Raw genomic sequence first — 20,218 nt, forward strand, 5'->3', positions numbered from 1 at the left:
CCGCTATCGCCTCTCCGTTGCTCAGCGTACGTCCGTACGCTTCCGCTACTCAAGACGATAACAGGCCGCTCGCTACGGTTGGTCGAGGTTACTAGCCTTCCGGCTGGTCGATCTCCGGCCCCAGCAACAGCTGCGCCGCCTCGCTCGGCAGCGCCTCCACCGACTTGAGCTTGCGCGCCATCTGCCGGCTGCGGGTTTCGGCCGATTCGATATTCTTGGCGGCGCGTTCCAGGGTCAGCTTGGTGGCCGCCAGCACGTCGCCGAACTTGGCGAATTCCGTCTTCACCGCGCCCAGCACCTGCCACACTTCCGACGAGCGTTTTTCCAGCGCCAGCGTGCGGAAACCCATCTGCAGGCTGTTGAGCAGCGCGCTCAGGGTCGATGGCCCGGCGATGCTGATGCGATGCAGCCGCTGCAGCTCGTCGGCCAGGCCGGGGCGGCGCATCACTTCCGCATACAGGCCTTCGGTAGGCAGGAACAGGATCGCGAAATCGGTCGTGTGCGGCGGTGACACGTATTTTTCCGAAATCGTCTTGGCCTCGCCGCGCACCGCGCGTTCGAGTTCGCGCCCGGCCAGTGCCACGCCGTCGGCATCGGCACGGTCGGCCGCTTCGAGCAGGCGCTCGTACTGCTCCTTGGGGAACTTGGCGTCGATCGGCATCCACACCGGTGCACCGCCCTCCACCTGGCCCGGCAGCTTGAGCGCAAACTCCACCCGCGCGCCGCTGCCGGCGATGGTCTCGACGTTCTTGGCGTACTGCTCGGGCGTGAGCACCTGCTCGAGCAGCATTTCCAGCTGCACCTCGCCCCAGGTGCCGCGCGTCTTGACGTTGGTGAGAACGCGTTTGAGGTCGCCCACGCCCAGCGCCAGCTGCTGCATCTCGCCCAAGCCCTGGTGCACGCGCTCGAGCCGTTCGGACACCTGCTGGAACGACGCCGACAGGCGCGACTCCAACGTAGCGTGCAACTTCTCGTCCACGGTCTTGCGCATCTCTTCCAGGCGCGCGCCGTTGTCGGCTTGCAGATCCTTGATTTTCGCTTCCAGCGTGGCGCGCACCTCGCCCATGCGCGCGGCGTTCGATTCGGTCAGGCGGGCCAGGGTCTGGTTCATGCTGTCGGCGAACAGCTTGAGGTTGCGGGTCTGCTCGTCGCGCGCGACCAGCCCTTGCGATTCGAGCTGTCGCCGCATGCCGTCGAACTGCTGCACCGTGGCCGCGTGGCTTGCTTGCGCCGTGGTTTGCAGCTGCACCCGCACCTCGCGCTCTACCCGTTCGATGCGCTCGGCCAGGTTGGCCATCGACGCCAGGCTGGCGCCATCGAGACTGGCGCTGCCGCGCGGGCGCAGCAACACCAGTACCAACAGCACAATCGCCGCCAGCACCAGCGCCAGCAAAACATAAAATTGAGATTCGGTCATGGGATCAATCAGGCTTGTTGCGCATCCAGTCGGCGGTCTGGAAGAAGGAGTTCATCAGCCGCACGCGCAGCTCGGTGTCGATGCCCACGTCTTCCATCGCCCACGCCATGCAGCGCAGCCACTGGTCGCGTTCCTGGGTGCCGATGGCGAACGGCATGTGGCGCATGCGCAGGCGCGGATGGCCGTGCGCCTCCTGGTACAGGTCGGGCCCACCCATCCAGCCGCTGAGGAACATGAACAGGCGCTGGTTGGCGTTCTCGAGCGACGGGCCGTGCACGGAGCGCAGCAGCTGGAACTCCGGTTCCAGGTCCATCAGGTCATAAAAACGGTCGACCATCTCGCGCACGCGCGCCTCGCCGCCGATCACTTCATAGAGGGTTGTCGATTCTTCGTTCATAGCCGCCATGATAGCGTACCGCGCCGCCGAGCGTACCCGCGTGACTTCGCCCTCTCACACCAGCGCCAGCTTGTGCAACCGCCGCGTGGACGACCAGTTCTCGACATCGGCCAGGTCGCGGATATCGTCGCACGCCTGGGCGATGCGGCGCAACTGGTCGCGATCGAGGCCGCTGTTGAGCGTCAGGCGCACCAGCGAACGGTTCTTGGGCGTGGCCGGCGCGCAGAACATGGCGCCCACCACGCCGCGCCGCTCGAGCAGCTTGCGCAGCGCCAGCGTCTTCGGTTCCGGGCCCGCTTCCAGCGCGATGATCTGCTCGGTGCCGTCGCTGACGTTATAGCCGAGCGACCCCAGTTCCTCGCGCAGCGCGCAGGCCTTGATGTGCAGTGCAACCCGGCGTTCGTCGGCCGCCGCCACGAAATCGATGGCGGCGTCGAACCATGCCAGTTCGTGCCGCAGCAGGCAGGAGCTGAAGATGGCCGGGCGCGACTCGGACAGGAAGTAGCCCTTGAAATGGCTGGAACACGTGATGATGCCGGCGCGTCCCGCAAACGCCTTGGCCAGCGATGCGGTGCGGAAATGCACACGGTCCTGCAAGCCCAGTTCGGCCACCAGTCCCGCTCCTCGCGGCCCGTGCGTGCCCAGCGAGTGCGACTCGTCGACGATCAGCACGCAGCCGGTGGCCCAGGCCAGGTCGGCCAGCTCCGCCAGCGGCGCCACGCTGCCATTGGTGCTGTAGAGCGCATCGACGGCGATCACGCCGCGCCCGTGGCGCGCTACCTGGCGTTGCAGGTGCTCGATGTCGTTGTGGCGGAACGAGACCGGCACCGCGCCGGCCGACTGCACGCCTTCCCACAGGGAGGCATGAGCCTGCATGTCGAGATACACCGGGATGCCCGGCTCGGCCAGGGTTTGCACCAGTCCCACGTTGGCGGCCCAGCCCGATTGCGCCAGGATCGCGTCCTCGGCGCCCATGAAGCGCGCGAACTTGTGCTCGAGCCGATGCTGGGCGCTGCCTTCCTGCAAGTACACCGCCGACATCAGCTGTTCGCCCTCGCCACCTTGCAGCGCGTTGACCTGGGCACGCACCAGCGCCGGTTCGCCGGCCAGGCACAGGTAATCGTTACCGGCCAAAAACACAGCGCCCGCTGCCACCGGTTGCCAGGCATGCGGATGCTGGCCGCCGAGTAATTGTTCGATGCGGGTGACGTGATGCGCATCCATGCGCCGGCGCACATAGTCAGGCATATCGTGCTCGGCAGCAAGCATCGACGGTCGGAACAAATTATTGTTGGAATTAATGTTGATCATAGGATTTTCCTGTTTTTTAAGAGAAATTGTCTTTTTATGAAGCTCGTCATCACCTTGAGGCATAAAAATCCCCAACCAATTGATCAAGATCAACATCCTTCTTGATACGCTAGAGTGCGTCGCAAATCCGGGCGATGATAAGTCTCACAGACAAGTAATTTCTTGCCATGATGCAAACACTGCTAGAATTCTGGAAACGTTGGAAAACCGGCGTGGTGCAGTCGCTGCTCCAATACCATGGCCGCGAAGACCATGCGACCGTGCGCGTTTTGCTGCTCGCCTGCATAGGCACGGTCGCCATGCCGCTGTATTACGTGGTCTGGCAGCATTTTTTTCCTCAGGAATATGAAAGCCTGCCGCTGCGACTGGTGGGGATCGTGCTGTGCGCGGTCGGCCTGTTCGCGCGCCAGTTCAGCCGCCGCATGCTGGACCTGTACCTGCTGGTCACGCTCAGCTACATCTTCCCGTTCTTCTTTACCTATATGTTCCTGATGAACCATGCATCGGGTGTGTGGAGCGAATCGCTGCTGATCGGCTTGATCGTGCTGTTCCATTTCGACACCGGCGTGGCCCTCAAGGCCTACCTGATCGGCACTTCGCTAGCGGTAGCGGCGGCGGCGCTGATCGGTGACACTGCGGCCCTGACCAGCCGGCTGGTATTGCAGCAGTTGCCCATCCACTGGTTCACCATTGCCGTGCTGGCGGCCGCCAAGATCAGCCGCCAGGTGCTGGCGCAGGAAAAGCTGGCGGGGTTGGGCGCCGGGCTGGCCACCGTGGCGCACGAGCTGCGCACCCCGCTCACCAGCGTGGACGCCAATGTGCGCGGCCTGCTGCGCATGTGCTCGGAAGGCACGGGGCCATTGCCGGCCGACCGCGTGGGCACCATCGACGCCCTGGCGCGCATCCAGTTCGAGGTGCGCCATATGAACCACATGATCGACCTGTTCCTGCTCAGCGCCACGGCGGTGCGGCGCAGCCTGCGGCCGATCGAGACGGTGTCGATGGAGGCGGTGGTGGAAGCGGTGCTCAAGCGCTACCCGTTCGTCAACGCCAGCCAGCAAAAGCTGGTGGCGCTGGAGGTGCGCCGCAATTTCAGTTTTGCCGGTCAGTCCGAGCTGTCGGTGGTGATCCTGCTGAACCTGCTGAGGAATGCGCTGAAAGCCATCCAGCGCGCCGGCAAGGGCCGGGTGCGGATCGTGGTCGATGGCGGCCATGTGCCGCCGCGCCTGCTGTTCATCGATACCGGCTGCGGCATCCCGGCGCAGCAAAAGCCGCTGATCTTCCACCGCTTTTACTCGTACCCGCCGCACAACGGCGCCGGCATCGGGCTGGCGCTGTGCCAGGAAATCATGGACGCGTGGAGCGCCACCATCGCCTGCGTCTCGCGCGAGAGCGCCTACGCCATCTTCATCCTGGAATTTCCCTTGCAACCGTCACTGGCGAAATGATCATGCAAAAAAAGCCCACGCCCCTGCCCCTGTATGCCCATCCCACCCTGACCGTGCTGGTCGATGACAGCGATTCCTTCCTGCGCAGCCTGTCGTTCCAGCTCGACCCCATCCACGCCAGCAAGACCTTCCACGACACCACCACGGCGCTGCAATGGCTGCGCCACAGCGACCAGGGGCGCCAGGCCATGCCCATGCCGCTGCACATGAATTTCGATACCCAGAACCAGGCCGGCGACCAGTTCAACGTGGCGCTCGACGTCGACGCGATCTACCGCATCGCCGGCCAGCCACAGCGCTTCGCCACGCCGTCGGTGCTGGTGGTCGATTACTCGATGCCGCAGATGAATGGACTGGAATTTTGCGAGCAGGTGCGCGACCTGCCGTGCAAGAAGATCCTGTTTACCGGCGCCGCCGACGAAAAGATCGCCGTGAGCGCCTTCAACCAGGGGCTGATCGACCGCTACATCCAGAAAAGCGATGACCACGCGCTCGATCTGCTCGAGCTGGAAGTCACCGCGCTGCAGCGGAGCTACTTCGAAGACCAGTCGGACACGCTGCGCGAGCTGGTCCTGCTGCACAACTACCACTTCCTGGGCGACCCGGTGCTGGCCTTGCAGGTGCAGCGACTCAAGCAGGACATGGGGTTTATCGAGCACTACCTGTTTGCCAATCCCACCGGCATCGTCTTCCTGGACAAGTTTGGCCGCACCCGGCTGATGATGATCGCGACCGAGCAAGGCCTGGCGGCGCACTACGAAATGGCGTGCGACAGCGACGCCCCGCAGTCGCTGCTCGACGCCCTGCGTGAGCGGCGCGTGCTGCCGTTCTTTTCGGATGAGGGTGGCGACGGCATGTATGCACGCCACATGGGCGACAACTGGCACCGCTATTGCGCCATGCCGCAACTGTGCCAGGGCCGCGAAACCTATTATTGGGCGCTGTTCGACCTGCCGCCGCACTACTACGCGCAGCCGCCGCTGGCCTATACCGAGTTCCTGCGTGCGCAGCGGGAACAGGCCAACGCCCCCGCCATCGTCACTTCAGCGCGGCGCGGCTGGCAGCGTGATCGTGAAACGACTTCCTGAGCCTGCGCCAGCGCTGGCGGCGGCCACGCTGCCGCCGTGCAGTTCCACCAGTGCCCGCACCAGCGACAGGCCCAGTCCCAGGCCGTCGCTCTTGCGCACGGTGGACTGGTGGACCTGGCTGTACATGTCGAAGATGGTGGCCAGGCGGTCGGCCGGAATGCCGATGCCGTTGTCGGTAACGGTGACGGTGACGGTATCGCCGGCACGGCCCAGCGCCAGCGCGATGGCGCCGCGCTCGGGCGTGTAGCGCACCGCGTTGCCCAGCACATTACCGAGCACCTGCACCAGCCGCACATGGTCGCCCAGCACCAGGCAAGCGGCGCCATCGACATCGAGCGCCAGTTGCTGGTGCTTGGCATGCACCGCCGGCTGCAATTGCTCCAGCGTGTCGGCGATCACGGTGCGCAGGTCGATGCGGTCCAGGCTCAGGCGAATCTCGCCACGGCCAATGCGCGCCGTATCGAGCAAATCTTCGGCGACCCGGCTCATGTGGCCCAGCTGGCGCTGCACCATTTGCGCCAGTTCGGCGGTGCGGGCGTGGTCAAAGGCCTTGAGTTTCAATAGCTCGGTGGCGTTGTGGGCGGCCGAGATGGGATTGCGCAGCTCGTGCGCCACGGTGGCCAGGAAAGCGTCCTTGCGCAGGTTTGCCTCGCGCAGCGCCTGGCGCGCAACATACAGCTCGGTCATGTCGCGCGAGACCACCAGCACTTCGCGCACCTGGCCGTCGGCGCCGAACACCGGGTTGACCACCACGTCCCACCAGCGCGGCGTACCGTGGGCGGTCGGACAGAACGCGTTGAATTTGCTGACCTGGCCACCCTTGGCGGTGTCGAACGCGCTGTGCGCCAGGGCGCGGCCTTGGTCGGGCCAGATCTCCCACCAGACCTTGCCCAGCAGTTGCTCGGGCTGGTCCAGTTCGAGCGCAACGATGCCGCCCGGATTGAGCTGGCCCAGGCGTCCTTGCAGGTCGAGGATCTTGATGCAATCGGCGGAACTGTTGAACAACTCGCGATTGAGCTCGCCGTCAGATCCGGTATAAGTCGCGCAAATGGAGTCAAACATGGTGTGGACGGTCGCTTCCTGGAGATAAAGAAAGGAAGCGGGGGCGTGGCGTCCTGTTATGAAGCGGATTCTACAATAATTTGCGGCGCAGGCGCGCGAGGCACGCGCGCCTGCCCCCATCAGCCATCAGCCTTCGCGCAGGGTTTGCAGCGGCGGCTGGCGCAGCACGCTGCGCAGGCCGAGCCAGCCGCCGGCGATCGCACACACGGCGCCGGCCAGCAGGCCCACCAGCCACACCGACGGCGAGAAAGCCCAGGCAAACTTGAACTGGTACGTTGCCAGCGCCCAGCCCATCACGGCCGCGCCGGTGGCGGCCAGCACCCCGGCCAGTGCCCCCACCAGCGTGAATTCGATCAGTTGCGCTTGCGACAACTGGCGCCTGGTGGCGCCCAGCGCGCGCAGCAGGCCCGATTCACGGGTGCGCTCGTCCTGCGAGCCCATCAACGCCGCATACAGCACCAGCAGGCCGGAAGCGAGCGTAAAGATGAACAGGAACTCGATCGCGGTGACCACCTGGTCGAGCACGGCCTGCACCTGGCGCAGCAAGCCGCCCACGTCAACAATCGTCAGGTTCGGGAAGTCGCGCGTCAAGGCGTTCATCACCGGGCCCTGCTGGCCCGGCAGGTGGAAGGCCGTGATCCAGCTTTGCGACACCTCGGTGAGCGCGGCCGGGTTGATGATGACGAAGAAATTAACCCGCATCGAGCCCCACTCGAGCTTGCGCAGGCTGGTAATCGTCACGTCCACCGGCGAGCCGGCGATGTTGAAATTGAGCTTGTCGCCGACCTTCCAGCGCAGGGTCTTGGCGATGCCCTCCTCCACCGACGCTTCGGCCACGCCGGGACCGTCGGTGAACCATTTGCCCGCCACGATTTCGTTCTCGGCCTGCATGGTGGTCATGGTGGAGAGGTTGAATTCGCGGTCGGCCAGGCCGCGCGCGCGGTCTTCGGTGTACGTCTCGGCGGTGACCGGCTTGCCGTTGACGGCAGCCAGCCGGCCGCGGATCATCGGGTACTGCGGCGCGTAGGCCACGCCGGCGGACTGCAGCCGGGCGGCGATCTGGTCCTTCTGTTCGGGCTGGATGTTGATGATGAAGCGGTTCGGCGCATCGGGCGGGGTGGCGTTGCGCCAGGCCGTCATGAGGTCTTCGCGCACCACGGTGAGCACCAGCAGCGCCATCATGCCCAGCGCCAGCGACACCACCTGCACGATGGTCGCGCCCGGACGGCGTTGCAGCGACGTGATGGCAAAGCGCCAGCTTTGGTGGTCGATGGCGCCGCGCAGCGGCTTGAGGGTTTTCAGGCCAAGCCACGCCACCAGCGCGAACACACCGAACGCAGCGACAAAGCCGAGCGCGGTGTACAGCGCCAGCATGGCGTCGCCGGCCTGCCACAGCAGCAGCGCGGCAAACCCGGCAAACCCGAGGCCGTACGTGGCCAGGGCAGCGACCTGCGGCGCATCCTGCTCGCGGCGGATCACGCGGTTGTGCGGCACTTTGCGCAGTTGCAAAATCGGCGGCAGCGCGAACGCGGCCAGCAGCAGGATGCCGGTAGCCAGCCCTTGCAGCGCCGGCCAGATGGTGGGGCCCGGCAAATCGGCCGCCACCAGCTTGCCCAGCACTTCGAGCAGCACGTAATGGGCGCCGAAACCGACCGCCACGCCCATGGCGCTGCCAAGCAGCCCAACCAGCAAGAATTCATATAGATACATCGCGGTGACCTGGTTCTGGGTCAGGCCCAGGCAGCGCAGCATGGCGCAGGCGTCCAGGTGGCGCTGCATGAAGCGGCGCGCCGCCATCGCCACGGCCACCGCCGCCAGCATGGCCGACAGCAGGCCGACCAGCGACAGGAAACGGTCGGCGCGGTCGAGCGTGTTGCGCATTTCGGGGCGCCCATTTTCCAGCGACTCCACCCGCACGCCCTTGAGATTGGCCTTCTTGATGGTGTCTTCCATCCAGGCCTGGAACGCCGCCGCTTCGGTCGCCGAATTCTTGGCGCCGGGCGGCGTGGCCACCAGCATGCGGTATGTCACGCGCGAGCCGGGCTGGATCAGGTTGGTCGCTTCGAGGTCGGTCAGCGCCAGCATCACGCGCGGCGCAAACGCCAGGAAATTGGCGCCGCGATCGGGCTCCGACGCGATCAGTTGAGTCACTGTAAAAGTCTTGTCGCCAAGCTTGACCGCGCCACCCACGCGCGTGCCCAGGCTGCCCAGCAAACCGGCGTCGAGCCAGACCGTGCCCGGCGCGGGGATGCCGTCGGCGCCGGTGCCTTCGCTTTGCTCTGCTCTGGCGGCGTCGGTGGTGAGCTTGAGCCGGCCACGCAGCGGGTAGCCGGGGCCGACCGCCTTGAGCGAGGCCAGCATCGATTGCGACTGCTCGCCCTCGCCTGCCGTGGCCATGCTGGGGAACACCACGGTGTCGGTCACCACCAGCCCGCGCCTGAGCGCTTCGGCGCGCCACTCGGCGTGTACCGGCAAGTCGGTGCTGACCACCACGTCGGCGCCCAGCAACTGGTGGGCGTCGCGGTCGAGTCCGCTGCGCAGGCGATCGACAAAGAAGCCGGTGGCGGACAGGGCCGCAACCGCCACCGTCAGAGCGATCAGCAGGAAGCGCAATTGGCCGGCGCGCCAGTCGCGCGCGGTCATGCTCAGGGCGAGTTTGATCATGGTCGATTAAAAAGCGAGAGAGGCGAAATAGGCGTCGACTTCGGCCAGCAGTTGCTGCTTCTGTGCTTCAGGCAGGAACGCCGCTTCGAAACCGTTGCGCGCCAGGCGCTGCGCGTGCGACAGGCCCAGCGGCAATGCCTCGAAGGTGGCAATGAAATTGTCGTTCATGTAGCCGCCGAAATAGGCCGGGTCGTCCGAGTTGATGGTGACCTTGACGCCAGCGTCGAGCAATTCGAGCAGGTTGTGCTGGGCCATCTCAGGGAACACGCACAGCTTGACGTTCGACAGCGGGCACACGGTGAGCGCCATCTGCTCACGCGCCAGTCGCTCCACCAGTGCCGGGTCTTCCAGGCAACGCACACCGTGGTCGATGCGCTCGACCTTGAGCACGTCGAGCGCGGTTTCGATATACGCGGGCGGGCCTTCTTCGCCGGCGTGGGCCACCAGGCGGAAGCCGAGTTCCTTGCAGCGCGCAAACACGCGGGCGAATTTTTCCGGCGGATTGCCGCGCTCGGACGAGTCGAGCCCGATGCCGATGTACTTGTCGCGGTAAGGCAGCGCCTCTTCCAGCACAGCAAACGCGTCTTCTTCCGACAGGTGGCGCAAGAAGCTCAGAATCAGCGTGGCGCTGACCGGGCTGTCCTGGCAGGCGCGGTGGATGCCGTCGATCACTTCCTTGACCGGCACGCCGCGCGCGGTGTGGGTTTGCGGATCGAAAAAGATTTCGGTGTGGCGCACGTTATCCTGCTCGGCGCGCTTGAGATAGGCGGCCGTCATGTCGTAAAAATCCTGCTCGTGCAGCAGCACGCTGGCGCCTGCGTAATAGATATCGAGGAACGATTGCAGGTCGGTAAAAGCGTAAGCGGCGCGCAGGTCTTCGACCGACGCGTACGGCAGCGCGACGTTGTTGCGTGCGGCGAGCGCGAAGATCAGTTCGGGCTCGAGCGAGCCTTCGATATGGATGTGCAATTCGGCCTTGGGCATGCCTTCGAGCACGCCGCGCAATTGGGTATTCAACATGTTTATTTCCTGTTACAGGGGACGGAAGCGGAGCATAGGATCTGGACTACACCAGACCGCATAACGTGGCATCTTAGCGCACGCTGCGCGCAGGCGTGATACTGTGGCATAAACGGGTGCAGAAACTACAGAAAAACACTCGCAATATGTGCGATTTTATCCGGTTTTATTCTTTTAAATCAAAGTCTTACGAAAGAGTATTAACGATATTACGACATATCTTTTGACTTCCTGCAGCAATAGAGCAATAATAAATTTCATAGACGTAAGAAGCCTTACAACCAACACATAAAAGCCGTCCACCGGCGATAAAGTCAGCTCAGAGCCACGGGCAATCCGTGCTACTCCGAGGACGCTCGCAGAAGCTGATCAAGAAGAAAAAATACTCAGGAAAAAGTACGCACCGAACCAGGGCCAAGGCAGCCTTGCTGTCTGACCCGTGACTAGTAGGTTTACATCATCAAAGGACATTCAAATGACCATTTTTGACAACTACGCTGCACGGTATGAACGGACCAAAGAAGAAGAGATGTCCATGAAGGAATATCTCGAACTTTGCAAGAAAGATCGACTCACCTACGCCAGCGCGCCGGAACGCATGCTGGCGGCAATTGGCGAACCGACCCTGGTCGATACCCGCAACGACACCCGGCTCTCGCGCATCTTCGCCAACAAGGTCATCAAGATTTACCCGGCCTTCCGCGAATTTTATGGCACCGAGGAAGTGATCGAACAAGTGGTCTCCTACTTCCGCCACGCGGCGCAGGGACTGGAAGAACGCAAGCAGATCCTGTATCTGCTGGGCCCGGTTGGCGGCGGTAAATCGTCGATCGCGGAAAAACTCAAATCGCTGATGGAACACGTGCCGTTCTATTGCCTGAAAGGCTCGCCGGTCAATGAATCGCCGCTGGGCCTGTTCAACGAGGACGAGGACGGCACCCTGCTCGAAGAAGACTACGGCATTCCACGGCGCTACCTGCGCAACATCCCGAGCCCGTGGGCGGTCAAGCGCCTGCACGAGTTCAACGGCGACATCAATCAGTTCCGCGTGGTCAAGCGCTACCCTTCCGTGCTGAAACAGATCGCCATTTCCAAGACCGAACCGGGCGATGAAAACAACCAGGATATTTCCTCGCTGGTCGGCAAGGTCGATATCCGCAAGCTCGAGGATTACTCGCAGGACGATCCCGATGCCTACAGCTACTCGGGCGGCCTGTGCCTGGCCAACCAGGGCCTGATGGAATTCGTCGAGATGTTCAAGGCGCCGATCAAGGTGCTGCACCCGCTGCTCACGGCCACGCAGGAAGGCAACTACAAGGGTACCGAGGGCTTTGGCGCGATCCCGTTCGACGGCATCATCCTGGCCCACTCGAACGAGTCGGAATGGAAAACCTTCCGCAACAACCGCAACAACGAGGCATTCCTGGACCGTATTTACATCGTCAAGGTGCCGTACTGCCTGCGCATCACCGACGAGATCAAGATTTACGACAAGCTGCTGGCCAACTCGTCGCTGGCGGCCGCGCCGTGCGCACCGGGCACCTTGCGCATGATGTCGCAGTTCGCCATCCTGTCGCGTCTAAAAGACCCGGAAAACTCCAGCGTGTACAGCAAGATGCTGGTGTACGACGGCGAAAACCTCAAGGACACCGATCCCAAGGCCAAGTCCATGCACGAGTACGTTGATTACGCGGGCGTGGACGAAGGCATGAACGGGCTCTCCACCCGGTTCGCCTTCAAGATTTTGTCCAAGGTCTTCAACTTCGACAACACCGAGGTGGCGGCCAACCCGGTCCACCTGTTGTACGTGCTCGAGCAGCAAGTAGAGCGCGAGCAATTCCCGCCGGAGACCGAACAAAAGTATCTGTCGTATATCAAGGAACACCTGGCGCAGCGCTATGTCGAATTCATAGGCAAGGAAATTCAGACCGCGTACCTGGAAAGCTATTCCGAGTACGGCCAGAATATTTTCGACCGCTACGTGACGTTTGCCGACTTCTGGATACAGGACCAGGAATTCCGCGATCCCGATACCGGCGAAAGCTTCGACCGCGAGGCGCTGAACAACGAACTGGAGAAGATCGAAAAACCGGCCGGCATCTCGAACCCGAAAGACTTCCGCAACGAGATTGTCAATTTCGGACTGCGGGCGCGCGCTAATAACGGGGGCAAGAACCCGGCGTGGACCAGCTACGAAAAATTCCGTACCGTGATCGAGAAGAAAATGTTCTCGAATACCGAGGAATTGCTGCCGGTGATTTCGTTCAATGCCAAGGCCAGCGCCGAAGACGCCAACAAGCACGCGGACTTCGTCGCGCGCATGGTGGAAAAGGGCTATACGGCCAAGCAGGTCCGCTTGCTGTGCGAATGGTACTTGCGCGTTCGTAAGTCGTCGTAAGGCCGCCGCGCCCAAACACATCAAGGGGGTATCTTTTGAGTCACCTCATCGACCGACGTTTGCAGGGCAAGAACAAATCCGCAGTCAACCGCGAGCGTTTCCTGCGTCGTTACAAATCGCAGATCAAGGATGCGGTGGGGCGCGCCATCAAGGGGCGCTCCATTACCGACATCGAAAGCGGCGAGAAAGTATCCATTCCCGTCAAGGACGTGGGCGAGCCGTCGTTCGGCCATGCCCATGGCGGGGTGTGGGAAACCATCAGCCCCGGCAACCAGGAATACCAGAAGGGAGACCAGCTGAACCGGCCCAAGGGCGGCAGTGGCGCCGGTCGTGGCAAGGCCGGCAATAGCGACCAGATGACCGAAGACGATTTCATCTTCGAGCTGTCGCGCGAAGAATTCATGAACTATTTCTTCGAGGACCTGGAACTGCCGCACATGGTCAAGACCCAGCTGACCGCCACTACCGAGTTCAAGAACCAGCGCGCCGGCTATAACATTTCCGGCACGCCGTCCAACATCCACGTGCTGCGTTCCTTGCGCGGCGCCCTGGGTCGGCGCATCGCCGTCGGCGGCAATTCGCGCAAGCGCCTGGCCGAGGCGGAAGAAGAACTGCAGGCGCTGCTCGATAAACCTGTGCCCGACCTGGAGGATTCGATCCTGGTGGCCGAGCTGCGCAAGCTGATCCACCACCTGCACACGCGGCTGGCGGCGATTCCGTATATCGACCCGTTCGACCTGCGCTACAGCAACCGCATCAAGGTGCCGAAGCCGATGACTCAGGCCGTGATGTTCTGCATCATGGACGTCTCCGGCTCGATGGATGAAACCCGCAAGGACACTGCCAAGCGCTTCTTCATCCTGCTGTATTTGTTTCTCAAGCGCGTGTACGACAAGATCGAGGTGGTGTTCATCCGCCACCATACGGCCGCGTCCGAAGTGGACGAGGAAGAGTTCTTCCACTCGCGCGAATCGGGCGGCACCGTGGTCTCGTCGGCGCTGCACCTGCTCGACAAGATCATCGACGAGCGCTACGGCGCCGGCAGCTGGAACAGCTACGTGGCGCAAGCGTCTGACGGCGACAACTGGGACAACGACTCGGTGCTGTGCCGGCAATTGCTGACCAATACCATCATGCCCAAGGTGCAGTACTACACCTACGTGGAGATTACCGACGGGCCGCCGCAAAACCTGTGGGAGCAATATTCGCAGGTGCCCGACCACCATCCGCACTTTGCCATGCAAAAAATCGTCACGCCGGCCGACATTTACCCGGTATTTCGCGAACTGTTCAAGAAGCAGGCAAAATCATGAACGACATGACCCACCCCGCCACGCCCACGCCGGGTCCGCGCGACCGCGAACCCAAGTCTCGTCACCCGAACGCCCTGCCCGAGCAATCGGAATGGACGTTCGAGCTGATCGAACAAATCCACGCCGAAATTCGCCGGGTGGCGGAAAACTTCGGCCTCGACACCTATCCCAACCAGCTCGAGATCATCACCGCCGAGCAGATGATGGACGCCTACACGTCGGTCGGCATGCCGGTCTCGTACAACCACTGGTCGTTCGGCAAGCATTTCCTCAGTACCGAGAAAGGCTACAAGCGCGGCCAGATGGGCCTGGCCTACGAAATCGTCATCAACTCCGACCCGTGCATCGCCTATTTAATGGAGGAAAACAGCCTGACCATGCAGGCGCTGGTAATCGCCCACGCGGCTTACGGCCATAATTCCTTCTTCAAGGGTAATTATTTGTTCCGCACCTGGACCGATGCCGAGGCCATCGTCGATTACATGGTGTTCGCCAAGAATTACATTGCCGAATGCGAACAGCGCTACGGTATCGACGAGGTGGAGTTGCTGCTCGATTCCTGCCACGCGATCCAGAACTACGGCGTCGATCGCTACAAGCGCCCCGCCAAGCTGTCGCTGGCGCAGGAACGGGCACGCCAGAAAGAGCGCGAAGCGTACGTGCAGTCGCAGATCAACGAGCTGTGGCGTACCCTGCCACGGCGCGAGGAAGAGGAAGTAAACAAGTCGGCCAAGCGCTTCCCGCCCGAGCCGGAAGAGAACCTGCTCTACTTTATAGAAAAATATGCACCATTATTGGAACCCTGGCAGCGCGAAATGGTGCGTATCGTGCGCAAGATCAGCCAGTACTTCTACCCGCAGCGCCAAACCCAGGTCATGAACGAGGGCTGGGCCACCTTCTGGCACTACACCATCCTCAACCAGTTGTACGACGAGGGCGTGATCGGCGACGGTTTCATGATGGAGTTTTTAAAGAGCCATACCAACGTGGTGTACCAGCCGCCCGTGCACAGTCCCTATTACAACGGCATCAACCCGTATGCACTCGGTTTTGCGATGATGACCGACATTCGCCGCATCTGCGAGCATCCCACTGCCGAGGACCGCGAATGGTTCCCCGACATTGCCGGCAGCGACTGGCGCAAGACGCTCGATTTTGCCATGCGCAACTTCAAGGACGAGAGCTTCATCGCCCAGTACCTGTCGCCCAAGCTGATACGGGAATTCCACTTTTTTGCCGTGCTCGACGACGATCACAACGAGAAACTGGCGATTTCCGCCATCCATGACGACCTCGGCTATCGTTACGTGCGCCAGCAGCTTGCAGAACAATATAATCTCGGCAATAGAGAACCGAATATCCAGGTATGGGCGGTCAACACCCGCGACGACCGGGCCTTGACCTTGCGCCATACCCAGTTCCAGCGCCGGCCACTGAATCAGCAGGCTGGCGAGGTACTCAAGCACGTGGCGCGGCTATGGGGCTTCGACGTCCACCTCGAAACAACGGGGCCTGGCGGCGAAGTGATCAGCGCAATGGAGGTCAAACGCGAGAAACGCTCACGCTTTTGACTGACAACTATAGGACATCCCTATAGTGTGCTTGTTATGCTAGGCATGAACGGGCCCGGAAACGGGCACGGCTCTTGCATGGAAGAGACCGGGTTCTGAAGCGCAAGCTTCGACACCCGGTTTCTTTTTTTAGGAGTGCATGGCCGCAGAAGGAAGTCAACTTCTTTCCGCACCATTTTGCGGTGCCGGGTAACTTGTAGTTTCACTTAAGAAACATCTGCGACCGAATTATCAACTGCGCGTAGTAAAGTTACACGCATAAAATTCCGCAAATGCGCTTAAGGGAAAACTAAGTAATGTCACTGAGGGGCTTGCCCCAATTGTGCGCTGCAAGGGGCGGTCCCGTGTACTATATTGGTGCAAAGGGAGCGCTAACACGCAGCAAAAGCCGATGAAATTTAACCGGTTTTAGGGATGAAAATTCTATGTAAAATCAAGAATTCGTATGTATAATTCGCCGACGTCCCGGATGCGGCTGTTGTTTTATGTCGCCATTTTGGGGTTTAGTAGCAACAAAAAGAGTTGGTATTGGAGAAAGCAGGCATGAATTTCACGCACAACGAAAAAAGTACCGGGAAGAACTTTACAGGCATTACCATTGTCGTTTTGTTGCACATCCTGGTAGCTTGGGGGATCATTTCGGGCCTGGGCACACGCCTGGTAGCCAAGATGGTGGCTCCAGTGGAGACCAAGATCATCGAGGAAGTAGCACCTCCTCCTCCAAAGGAACTCCCACCACCGCCACCTCCGCCGGAAATGAAGGCTCCACCGCCGCCATTCATCCCGCCAGTCGAGGTGAACGTGCAGCAACCGCCGCCGCCACAAAACGTCCTGCAGAATGCGACCAATGTGGCGCCGCCGTCGAAGGAAATCGTGAAGGCGCCGCCGGCACCATCGGCGCCGCCAGCACCACCTGCACGCTCGGGTCCACCGAACGTGGCAGCAGTCGCCGACTTCTCCACCTGCGCTTTGCCAGAGTGGCCGAAATCGTCGCTGCGTAACGAAGAAACGGGTACGGTGACGTTGTCGTTCCTGATTGCTACCGATGGCCGTGTCGCCGACTCCAAAATCGTGAAAACCTCGGGTTTCCGTGATCTGGACAAAGCAGCGATTGTTGGTATCAGCAAGTGCAAATTCAAACCGGGTCTGACGGACGGCAAGCCGACAGAAGCGTGGATGACGATGCAATATCTCTGGAAGCTGGAGTAAAAGCGAGGCAGCAGCACCGTCTCAACTTAAGTAAGTTTCGTTGTCAATTACGTTCAGCGATCTGATTATTTATCAATTTGGAGGAAGCATGTTTAAGAATACCCGTTTGTCCGCTGTACTGGCCGCTGTAATGTTCTCCATGACGGCAACCGCCGCCCTGGTCAGCGCACCAGCTTACGCACAAGAGACTGCCCCTGCAGCCTCGGCACCAGCAGCGGATGCGGCAGCAGCACCAGCGGCTCCAGCGGCCGATGCAGCAGCTCCAGCAGCCCCAGCAACCGATGCAGCAGCACCAGCACCAGCAGCCCACGGCGCAGCCGGCCACGAAGAAGTTGAAAACCCATACGGCTTCAAAGCAGTTTGGGACGGCGGCTTCGTTTCGCGCGCTACCCTGATCATCCTGACCATCATGTCGATGGGTTCGTGGTACATCATCATCGTCAAACTGATCGACCAGCAGAAAATCTTCAAGCAATCGAAAGAAACCAGCGCCAAGTTCTGGAAAGCTTCGTCGATCGCCGCAGGTTCGGCTTCGCTGAAAGAAGGCTCGCCATTCCGCTTCATCGCTGAAACCGGCACCAAGGCTACCGTGCATCACGACGGCGCCCTGCTGGAACAAATCGACCTGTCGACCTGGGTGACCATGTCGATCCAGCGCGCTGTTGACAAAGTTCAATCGCGTCTGCAAGACGGCCTGTCGTTCCTGGCAACCGTTGGTTCGACCGCACCGTTCATCGGTCTGTTCGGTACCGTTTGGGGTATCTACAATGCACTGATCGCCATCGGCATGTCGGGTAACGCATCGATCGACAAGGTTGCAGGTCCAGTCGGTGAAGCACTGATCATGACCGCTTTCGGTCTGTTCGTGGCGGTTCCTGCCGTTCTGGGTTACAACTGGCTGGTACGTCGTAACAAAACCGCGATGGAAGATGTCCGTTCGTTCTCGGCCGACGTTCACTCCGTGCTGATCTCGGGCGCAATGTCCACCTCCGACGCTGCCCGTATGGCCGCTAAAAAGATTGGGTAATTAATCATGTCGATGTCCGTAGGCTCCGATAGCGGAGACGAAGATCAAGTCATGTCAGAAATCAACACGACGCCCCTCGTGGACATCATGTTGGTTCTGCTGATTATCTTCCTGATCACGAGCCCGGTTGTTCTGAAGCTGATCAAGATCAAGCTGCCAGAAGAAAACAACCAGGTTATTCAGACCAAACCGGAAGATGTCAACATTGTGGTAAGCAAGGATGGCGACATCTACTGGAATCAGAAGAAAATGCGGGACACTAATGAGTTGTTCGATTTTCTGAAGGTGGAGGCCGTGAAATTGCCGCAGCCGGAAGTTCACGTTCGTGGCGACCAAGAAACACGCTACGAATCGATCGGCAAAGTCATTTACACGACCCAGCGCGCTGGTATTCAGAAGGTCGGTTTCATCACCGAACCGCCTGACCGGGGTTAAACCCACCCGTGCACCGCGCAGGCCTGGTCTCCAGGCCTGCCCTTCTAAAAAGGAAACATCATGAGTATGAATGTCGGCTCCCCATCCGCAGGCGCGGATCCGGAACCAATGATGGAAATGAATATGACGCCCCTCATCGATGTGATGTTGGTGCTGATTATCATGCTGATCATTACGATTCCGAAAGCCAACCACTCGGTGAACTTGAACATGCCGGTCGGTACGCCGCCGCCATCGACCAAGGAACCAGTGGTCATCACGATTGACGTCGACTTCGACGGTACGATTCTGTGGGATAACAACGTCATTCCTGACCGCGGTACCCTGGAAGCGAAACTGGCTGATGTCGCAGCGCAACCTGATCAGCCGGAAGTGCATCTGCGTCCGAACAAGCTGGTTGAGTACAAGGTTGTGGCTGGTGTTATGGCTTCGGCTCAGCGCCTCGGCGTGACCAAGATTGGCCTGGTCGGCAACGAACAGTTCCAATAATTAGTTCTATGTTCAACGATAGGCAGGACCATTCCTGCCTATTTCGCATTTTGAAGAAAGAAAACTTACCCATGACCAAGTTTCGTCTCGCTCATCTCGGCCTGGTAATGGCCGCTATTGGTTTTACTGCAGCAGCTCCCCTGGCAGGTTTTTCGTCGGTTGCCTTCGCGGCCGAAACAGTGCGTGCTGAAATCGGCAAACCATTGCAGGAAGCACAGAAACTGGCTGCGGCAGGAAAAAACAAGGAAGCACTCGCAGAACTGCGCAAAACCGACTCGGTCGGTAACAAATCCGCCAACGACACGTACCTGATCGAACGCACGCGCGCCTCCGCCGCGTCGGCCGCAGGCGATTACGACACGGCCGCCAAAGCCTTCGAAAGCGTGATCAATTCCGGCAAGCTGTCCGCTGCCGAACAACCGAAATTCACCCAGGCCCTGGCCGGTATCTACTACCGCATCAAGGACTACCCAAAAGCGATCACCTGGATCAACCGCGCACTCAAGGACAATCCTAACGACGGCGCCATGAAGGAACTGCTGATCCAGACCTACTACATCAGCGGCAAGTACGCTGAAGCAGCCAAGGAACTGTCGTCGCAAAAGAACCTGAACGAAGCCCAACTGGGCATGCTGGCCAACATCCAGCTCAAGCAGAACGACAAGGCCGGTTACGTGCAGACCCTGGAACGCATGGCAGCGAGCTATCCGAAGCCACAGACCTGGGCCGACCTGCTGCAACGCGTACAAGCCAAGCCTGGCTACTCGTCCACGCTGTCGCTCGACGTATTGCGCTTGCGCCTGGCCAATGGCCTGCTGAGCAAGCCTTCCGAATACATGGAAATGAGCCAGCTGGCACTGCAAGCCGGCAATCCAGCTGAAGCGCTCAAAATCATCAACGAAGGCTACAAAAAAGGCGCCCTGGGCACCGGTACCGACGCACCGCGCCACCAGCGCCTGAAAGACCTGGCCACCAAGACCCAGGCCGAGTTCGCTGGCAAGCTGGCCGCTGCCGAAGCCGAAGCAGTCAAAGCCAAGGATGCCGACGCATTGGCCAACCTGGGCTATGCCCTGGTGTCCGATGGTAAAGCCGACAAGGGACTGGCCCTGATGGACCAGGCTGTCAAACTGGGCACCGGCCGCAATCCGGAAGCGATCAAGCTGCATTACGGTATCGCGCAATCGGTCGCCGGCAAGAAAGCTGCCGCACTGTCCACCTTCAAGACGGTCAAAGGCACAGACGGCACCGCTGACCTGGCCCGTTACTGGACCATCAGCCTGAACCATTCTTAAGGGGAGACCTCGAAAACCTGCTGCGCGTCACGCTACGGTTTTGGAGGCCTCTTTAACATTTAGTTCGGTGCAAGAAT

General features: G+C 60.8%; 16 protein-coding genes. 10 read left to right on the forward strand and 6 right to left on the reverse strand.

Features of this window, described 5'->3' with window-relative positions; translation table 11 throughout:
• Window positions 1–91 precede the first annotated feature (91 nt).
• From J2X54_RS20410 to cqsA, 3 genes are read right to left on the reverse strand one after another with little or no spacing between them, the layout of a single operon-like run.
• Complete coding sequence (locus J2X54_RS20410) at window positions 92–1,417, reverse strand: DNA recombination protein RmuC (RefSeq protein WP_310183099.1); 1,326 nt, start codon at window positions 1,415–1,417, stop codon at window positions 92–94.
• A 4-nt stretch (window positions 1,418–1,421) separates the two neighbouring features.
• Entirely contained in the window at window positions 1,422–1,814 is a 393-nt protein-coding gene (locus J2X54_RS20415; protein WP_070246780.1) for a group II truncated hemoglobin, read from the reverse strand.
• A 54-nt stretch (window positions 1,815–1,868) separates the two neighbouring features.
• Window positions 1,869–3,125, reverse strand: a complete 1,257-nt coding sequence (gene cqsA, locus J2X54_RS20420) for an alpha-hydroxyketone-type quorum-sensing autoinducer synthase (protein ID WP_310183101.1) — start codon at window positions 3,123–3,125, stop codon at window positions 1,869–1,871.
• A gap of 167 nt (window positions 3,126–3,292) precedes the next feature.
• Here cqsA and J2X54_RS20425 point away from each other — a divergent pair, with 167 nt between their 5' ends.
• Window positions 3,293–4,573 (forward strand): sensor histidine kinase KdpD, encoded by a 1,281-nt coding sequence (locus tag J2X54_RS20425; RefSeq protein WP_070246778.1) that lies wholly within the window; start codon window positions 3,293–3,295, stop codon window positions 4,571–4,573.
• A gap of 2 nt (window positions 4,574–4,575) precedes the next feature.
• The gene (locus J2X54_RS20430; protein ID WP_310183102.1) at window positions 4,576–5,661 is read left to right on the forward strand and encodes a response regulator; all 1,086 of its coding nucleotides are present in this window, start codon (window positions 4,576–4,578) and stop codon (window positions 5,659–5,661) included.
• Here J2X54_RS20430 and J2X54_RS20435 read toward each other — a convergent pair.
• The 3 genes from J2X54_RS20435 to J2X54_RS20445 form a co-directional block, all read right to left on the reverse strand.
• Entirely contained in the window at window positions 5,617–6,723 is a 1,107-nt protein-coding gene (locus tag J2X54_RS20435) for a PAS domain-containing sensor histidine kinase (protein ID WP_310183103.1), read from the reverse strand. The two genes, J2X54_RS20430 and J2X54_RS20435, sit on opposite strands and share 45 nt — an antisense overlap.
• Before the next feature lie 126 nt (window positions 6,724–6,849).
• Window positions 6,850–9,387 carry an FtsX-like permease family protein gene (locus tag J2X54_RS20440; RefSeq protein ID WP_310183104.1) on the reverse strand — a complete coding sequence of 846 codons (2,538 nt, stop codon included), beginning with the start codon at window positions 9,385–9,387 and terminating at the stop codon, window positions 6,850–6,852.
• Between the two features lie 6 nt (window positions 9,388–9,393).
• Window positions 9,394–10,407 carry an adenosine deaminase gene (locus J2X54_RS20445; protein ID WP_310183105.1) on the reverse strand — a complete coding sequence of 338 codons (1,014 nt, stop codon included), beginning with the start codon at window positions 10,405–10,407 and terminating at the stop codon, window positions 9,394–9,396.
• A gap of 475 nt (window positions 10,408–10,882) precedes the next feature.
• On the opposite strand from J2X54_RS20445, the gene J2X54_RS20450 reads away from it, so the two are divergent.
• From J2X54_RS20450 to J2X54_RS20485, 8 genes are all read left to right on the forward strand, one after another.
• The gene (locus J2X54_RS20450; RefSeq protein ID WP_070246774.1) at window positions 10,883–12,805 is read left to right on the forward strand and encodes a PrkA family serine protein kinase; all 1,923 of its coding nucleotides are present in this window, start codon (window positions 10,883–10,885) and stop codon (window positions 12,803–12,805) included.
• Window positions 12,806–12,840: 35 nt separating this feature from the next.
• Window positions 12,841–14,118, forward strand: a complete 1,278-nt coding sequence (locus J2X54_RS20455) for a YeaH/YhbH family protein (RefSeq protein WP_070246773.1) — start codon at window positions 12,841–12,843, stop codon at window positions 14,116–14,118.
• Window positions 14,115–15,689, forward strand: coding sequence for a SpoVR family protein (locus J2X54_RS20460; RefSeq protein WP_404990942.1), 1,575 nt, complete (start codon window positions 14,115–14,117; stop codon window positions 15,687–15,689). The genes J2X54_RS20455 and J2X54_RS20460 overlap by 4 nt, the downstream gene beginning before the upstream one ends.
• A gap of 543 nt (window positions 15,690–16,232) precedes the next feature.
• Window positions 16,233–16,898, forward strand: a complete 666-nt coding sequence (locus tag J2X54_RS20465) for an energy transducer TonB (RefSeq protein WP_310183106.1) — start codon at window positions 16,233–16,235, stop codon at window positions 16,896–16,898.
• An 88-nt stretch (window positions 16,899–16,986) separates the two neighbouring features.
• A complete protein-coding gene (locus J2X54_RS20470; RefSeq protein WP_141749427.1) occupies window positions 16,987–17,925 on the forward strand; it encodes a MotA/TolQ/ExbB proton channel family protein in 939 nt (312 codons plus the stop codon).
• Window positions 17,926–17,931: 6 nt separating this feature from the next.
• The gene (locus J2X54_RS20475) at window positions 17,932–18,360 is read left to right on the forward strand and encodes a biopolymer transporter ExbD (protein ID WP_056140820.1); all 429 of its coding nucleotides are present in this window, start codon (window positions 17,932–17,934) and stop codon (window positions 18,358–18,360) included.
• A 60-nt stretch (window positions 18,361–18,420) separates the two neighbouring features.
• Window positions 18,421–18,849: a biopolymer transporter ExbD gene (locus J2X54_RS20480; protein ID WP_208599999.1), complete on the forward strand. Its 429-nt coding sequence runs from the start codon at window positions 18,421–18,423 to the stop codon at window positions 18,847–18,849.
• Between the two features lie 71 nt (window positions 18,850–18,920).
• The gene (locus J2X54_RS20485; protein ID WP_229255245.1) at window positions 18,921–20,141 is read left to right on the forward strand and encodes a tetratricopeptide repeat protein; all 1,221 of its coding nucleotides are present in this window, start codon (window positions 18,921–18,923) and stop codon (window positions 20,139–20,141) included.
• Window positions 20,142–20,218: the final 77 nt, after the last annotated feature.

The sequence above is a fragment of the Duganella sp. 3397 genome (assembly GCF_031456625.1).
GTDB lineage: Bacteria > Pseudomonadota > Gammaproteobacteria > Burkholderiales > Burkholderiaceae_D > Rugamonas > Rugamonas phyllosphaerae.

Bases quoted from the DNA above. Each gene is read 5' to 3' on its own strand.
- J2X54_RS20475 (WP_056140820.1), top strand. From the start codon at position 17,932: ATGTCGATGTCCGTAGGCTCCGATAGCGGAGACGAAGATCAAGTCATG.
- J2X54_RS20460 (WP_404990942.1), top strand. From the start codon at position 14,115: ATGAACGACATGACCCACCCCGCCACGCCCACGCCGGGTCCGCGCGAC.
- J2X54_RS20410 (WP_310183099.1), bottom strand. From the start codon at position 1,417: ATGACCGAATCTCAATTTTATGTTTTGCTGGCGCTGGTGCTGGCGGCG.
- cqsA (WP_310183101.1), bottom strand. From the start codon at position 3,125: ATGATCAACATTAATTCCAACAATAATTTGTTCCGACCGTCGATGCTT.
- J2X54_RS20445 (WP_310183105.1), bottom strand. From the start codon at position 10,407: ATGTTGAATACCCAATTGCGCGGCGTGCTCGAAGGCATGCCCAAGGCC.
- J2X54_RS20485 (WP_229255245.1), top strand. From the start codon at position 18,921: ATGACCAAGTTTCGTCTCGCTCATCTCGGCCTGGTAATGGCCGCTATT.
- J2X54_RS20480 (WP_208599999.1), top strand. From the start codon at position 18,421: ATGAGTATGAATGTCGGCTCCCCATCCGCAGGCGCGGATCCGGAACCA.
- J2X54_RS20435 (WP_310183103.1), bottom strand. From the start codon at position 6,723: ATGTTTGACTCCATTTGCGCGACTTATACCGGATCTGACGGCGAGCTC.
- J2X54_RS20440 (WP_310183104.1), bottom strand. From the start codon at position 9,387: ATGATCAAACTCGCCCTGAGCATGACCGCGCGCGACTGGCGCGCCGGC.
- J2X54_RS20415 (WP_070246780.1), bottom strand. From the start codon at position 1,814: ATGAACGAAGAATCGACAACCCTCTATGAAGTGATCGGCGGCGAGGCG.
- J2X54_RS20430 (WP_310183102.1), top strand. From the start codon at position 4,576: ATGCAAAAAAAGCCCACGCCCCTGCCCCTGTATGCCCATCCCACCCTG.
- J2X54_RS20450 (WP_070246774.1), top strand. From the start codon at position 10,883: ATGACCATTTTTGACAACTACGCTGCACGGTATGAACGGACCAAAGAA.
- J2X54_RS20425 (WP_070246778.1), top strand. From the start codon at position 3,293: ATGATGCAAACACTGCTAGAATTCTGGAAACGTTGGAAAACCGGCGTG.
- J2X54_RS20465 (WP_310183106.1), top strand. From the start codon at position 16,233: ATGAATTTCACGCACAACGAAAAAAGTACCGGGAAGAACTTTACAGGC.
- J2X54_RS20470 (WP_141749427.1), top strand. From the start codon at position 16,987: ATGTTTAAGAATACCCGTTTGTCCGCTGTACTGGCCGCTGTAATGTTC.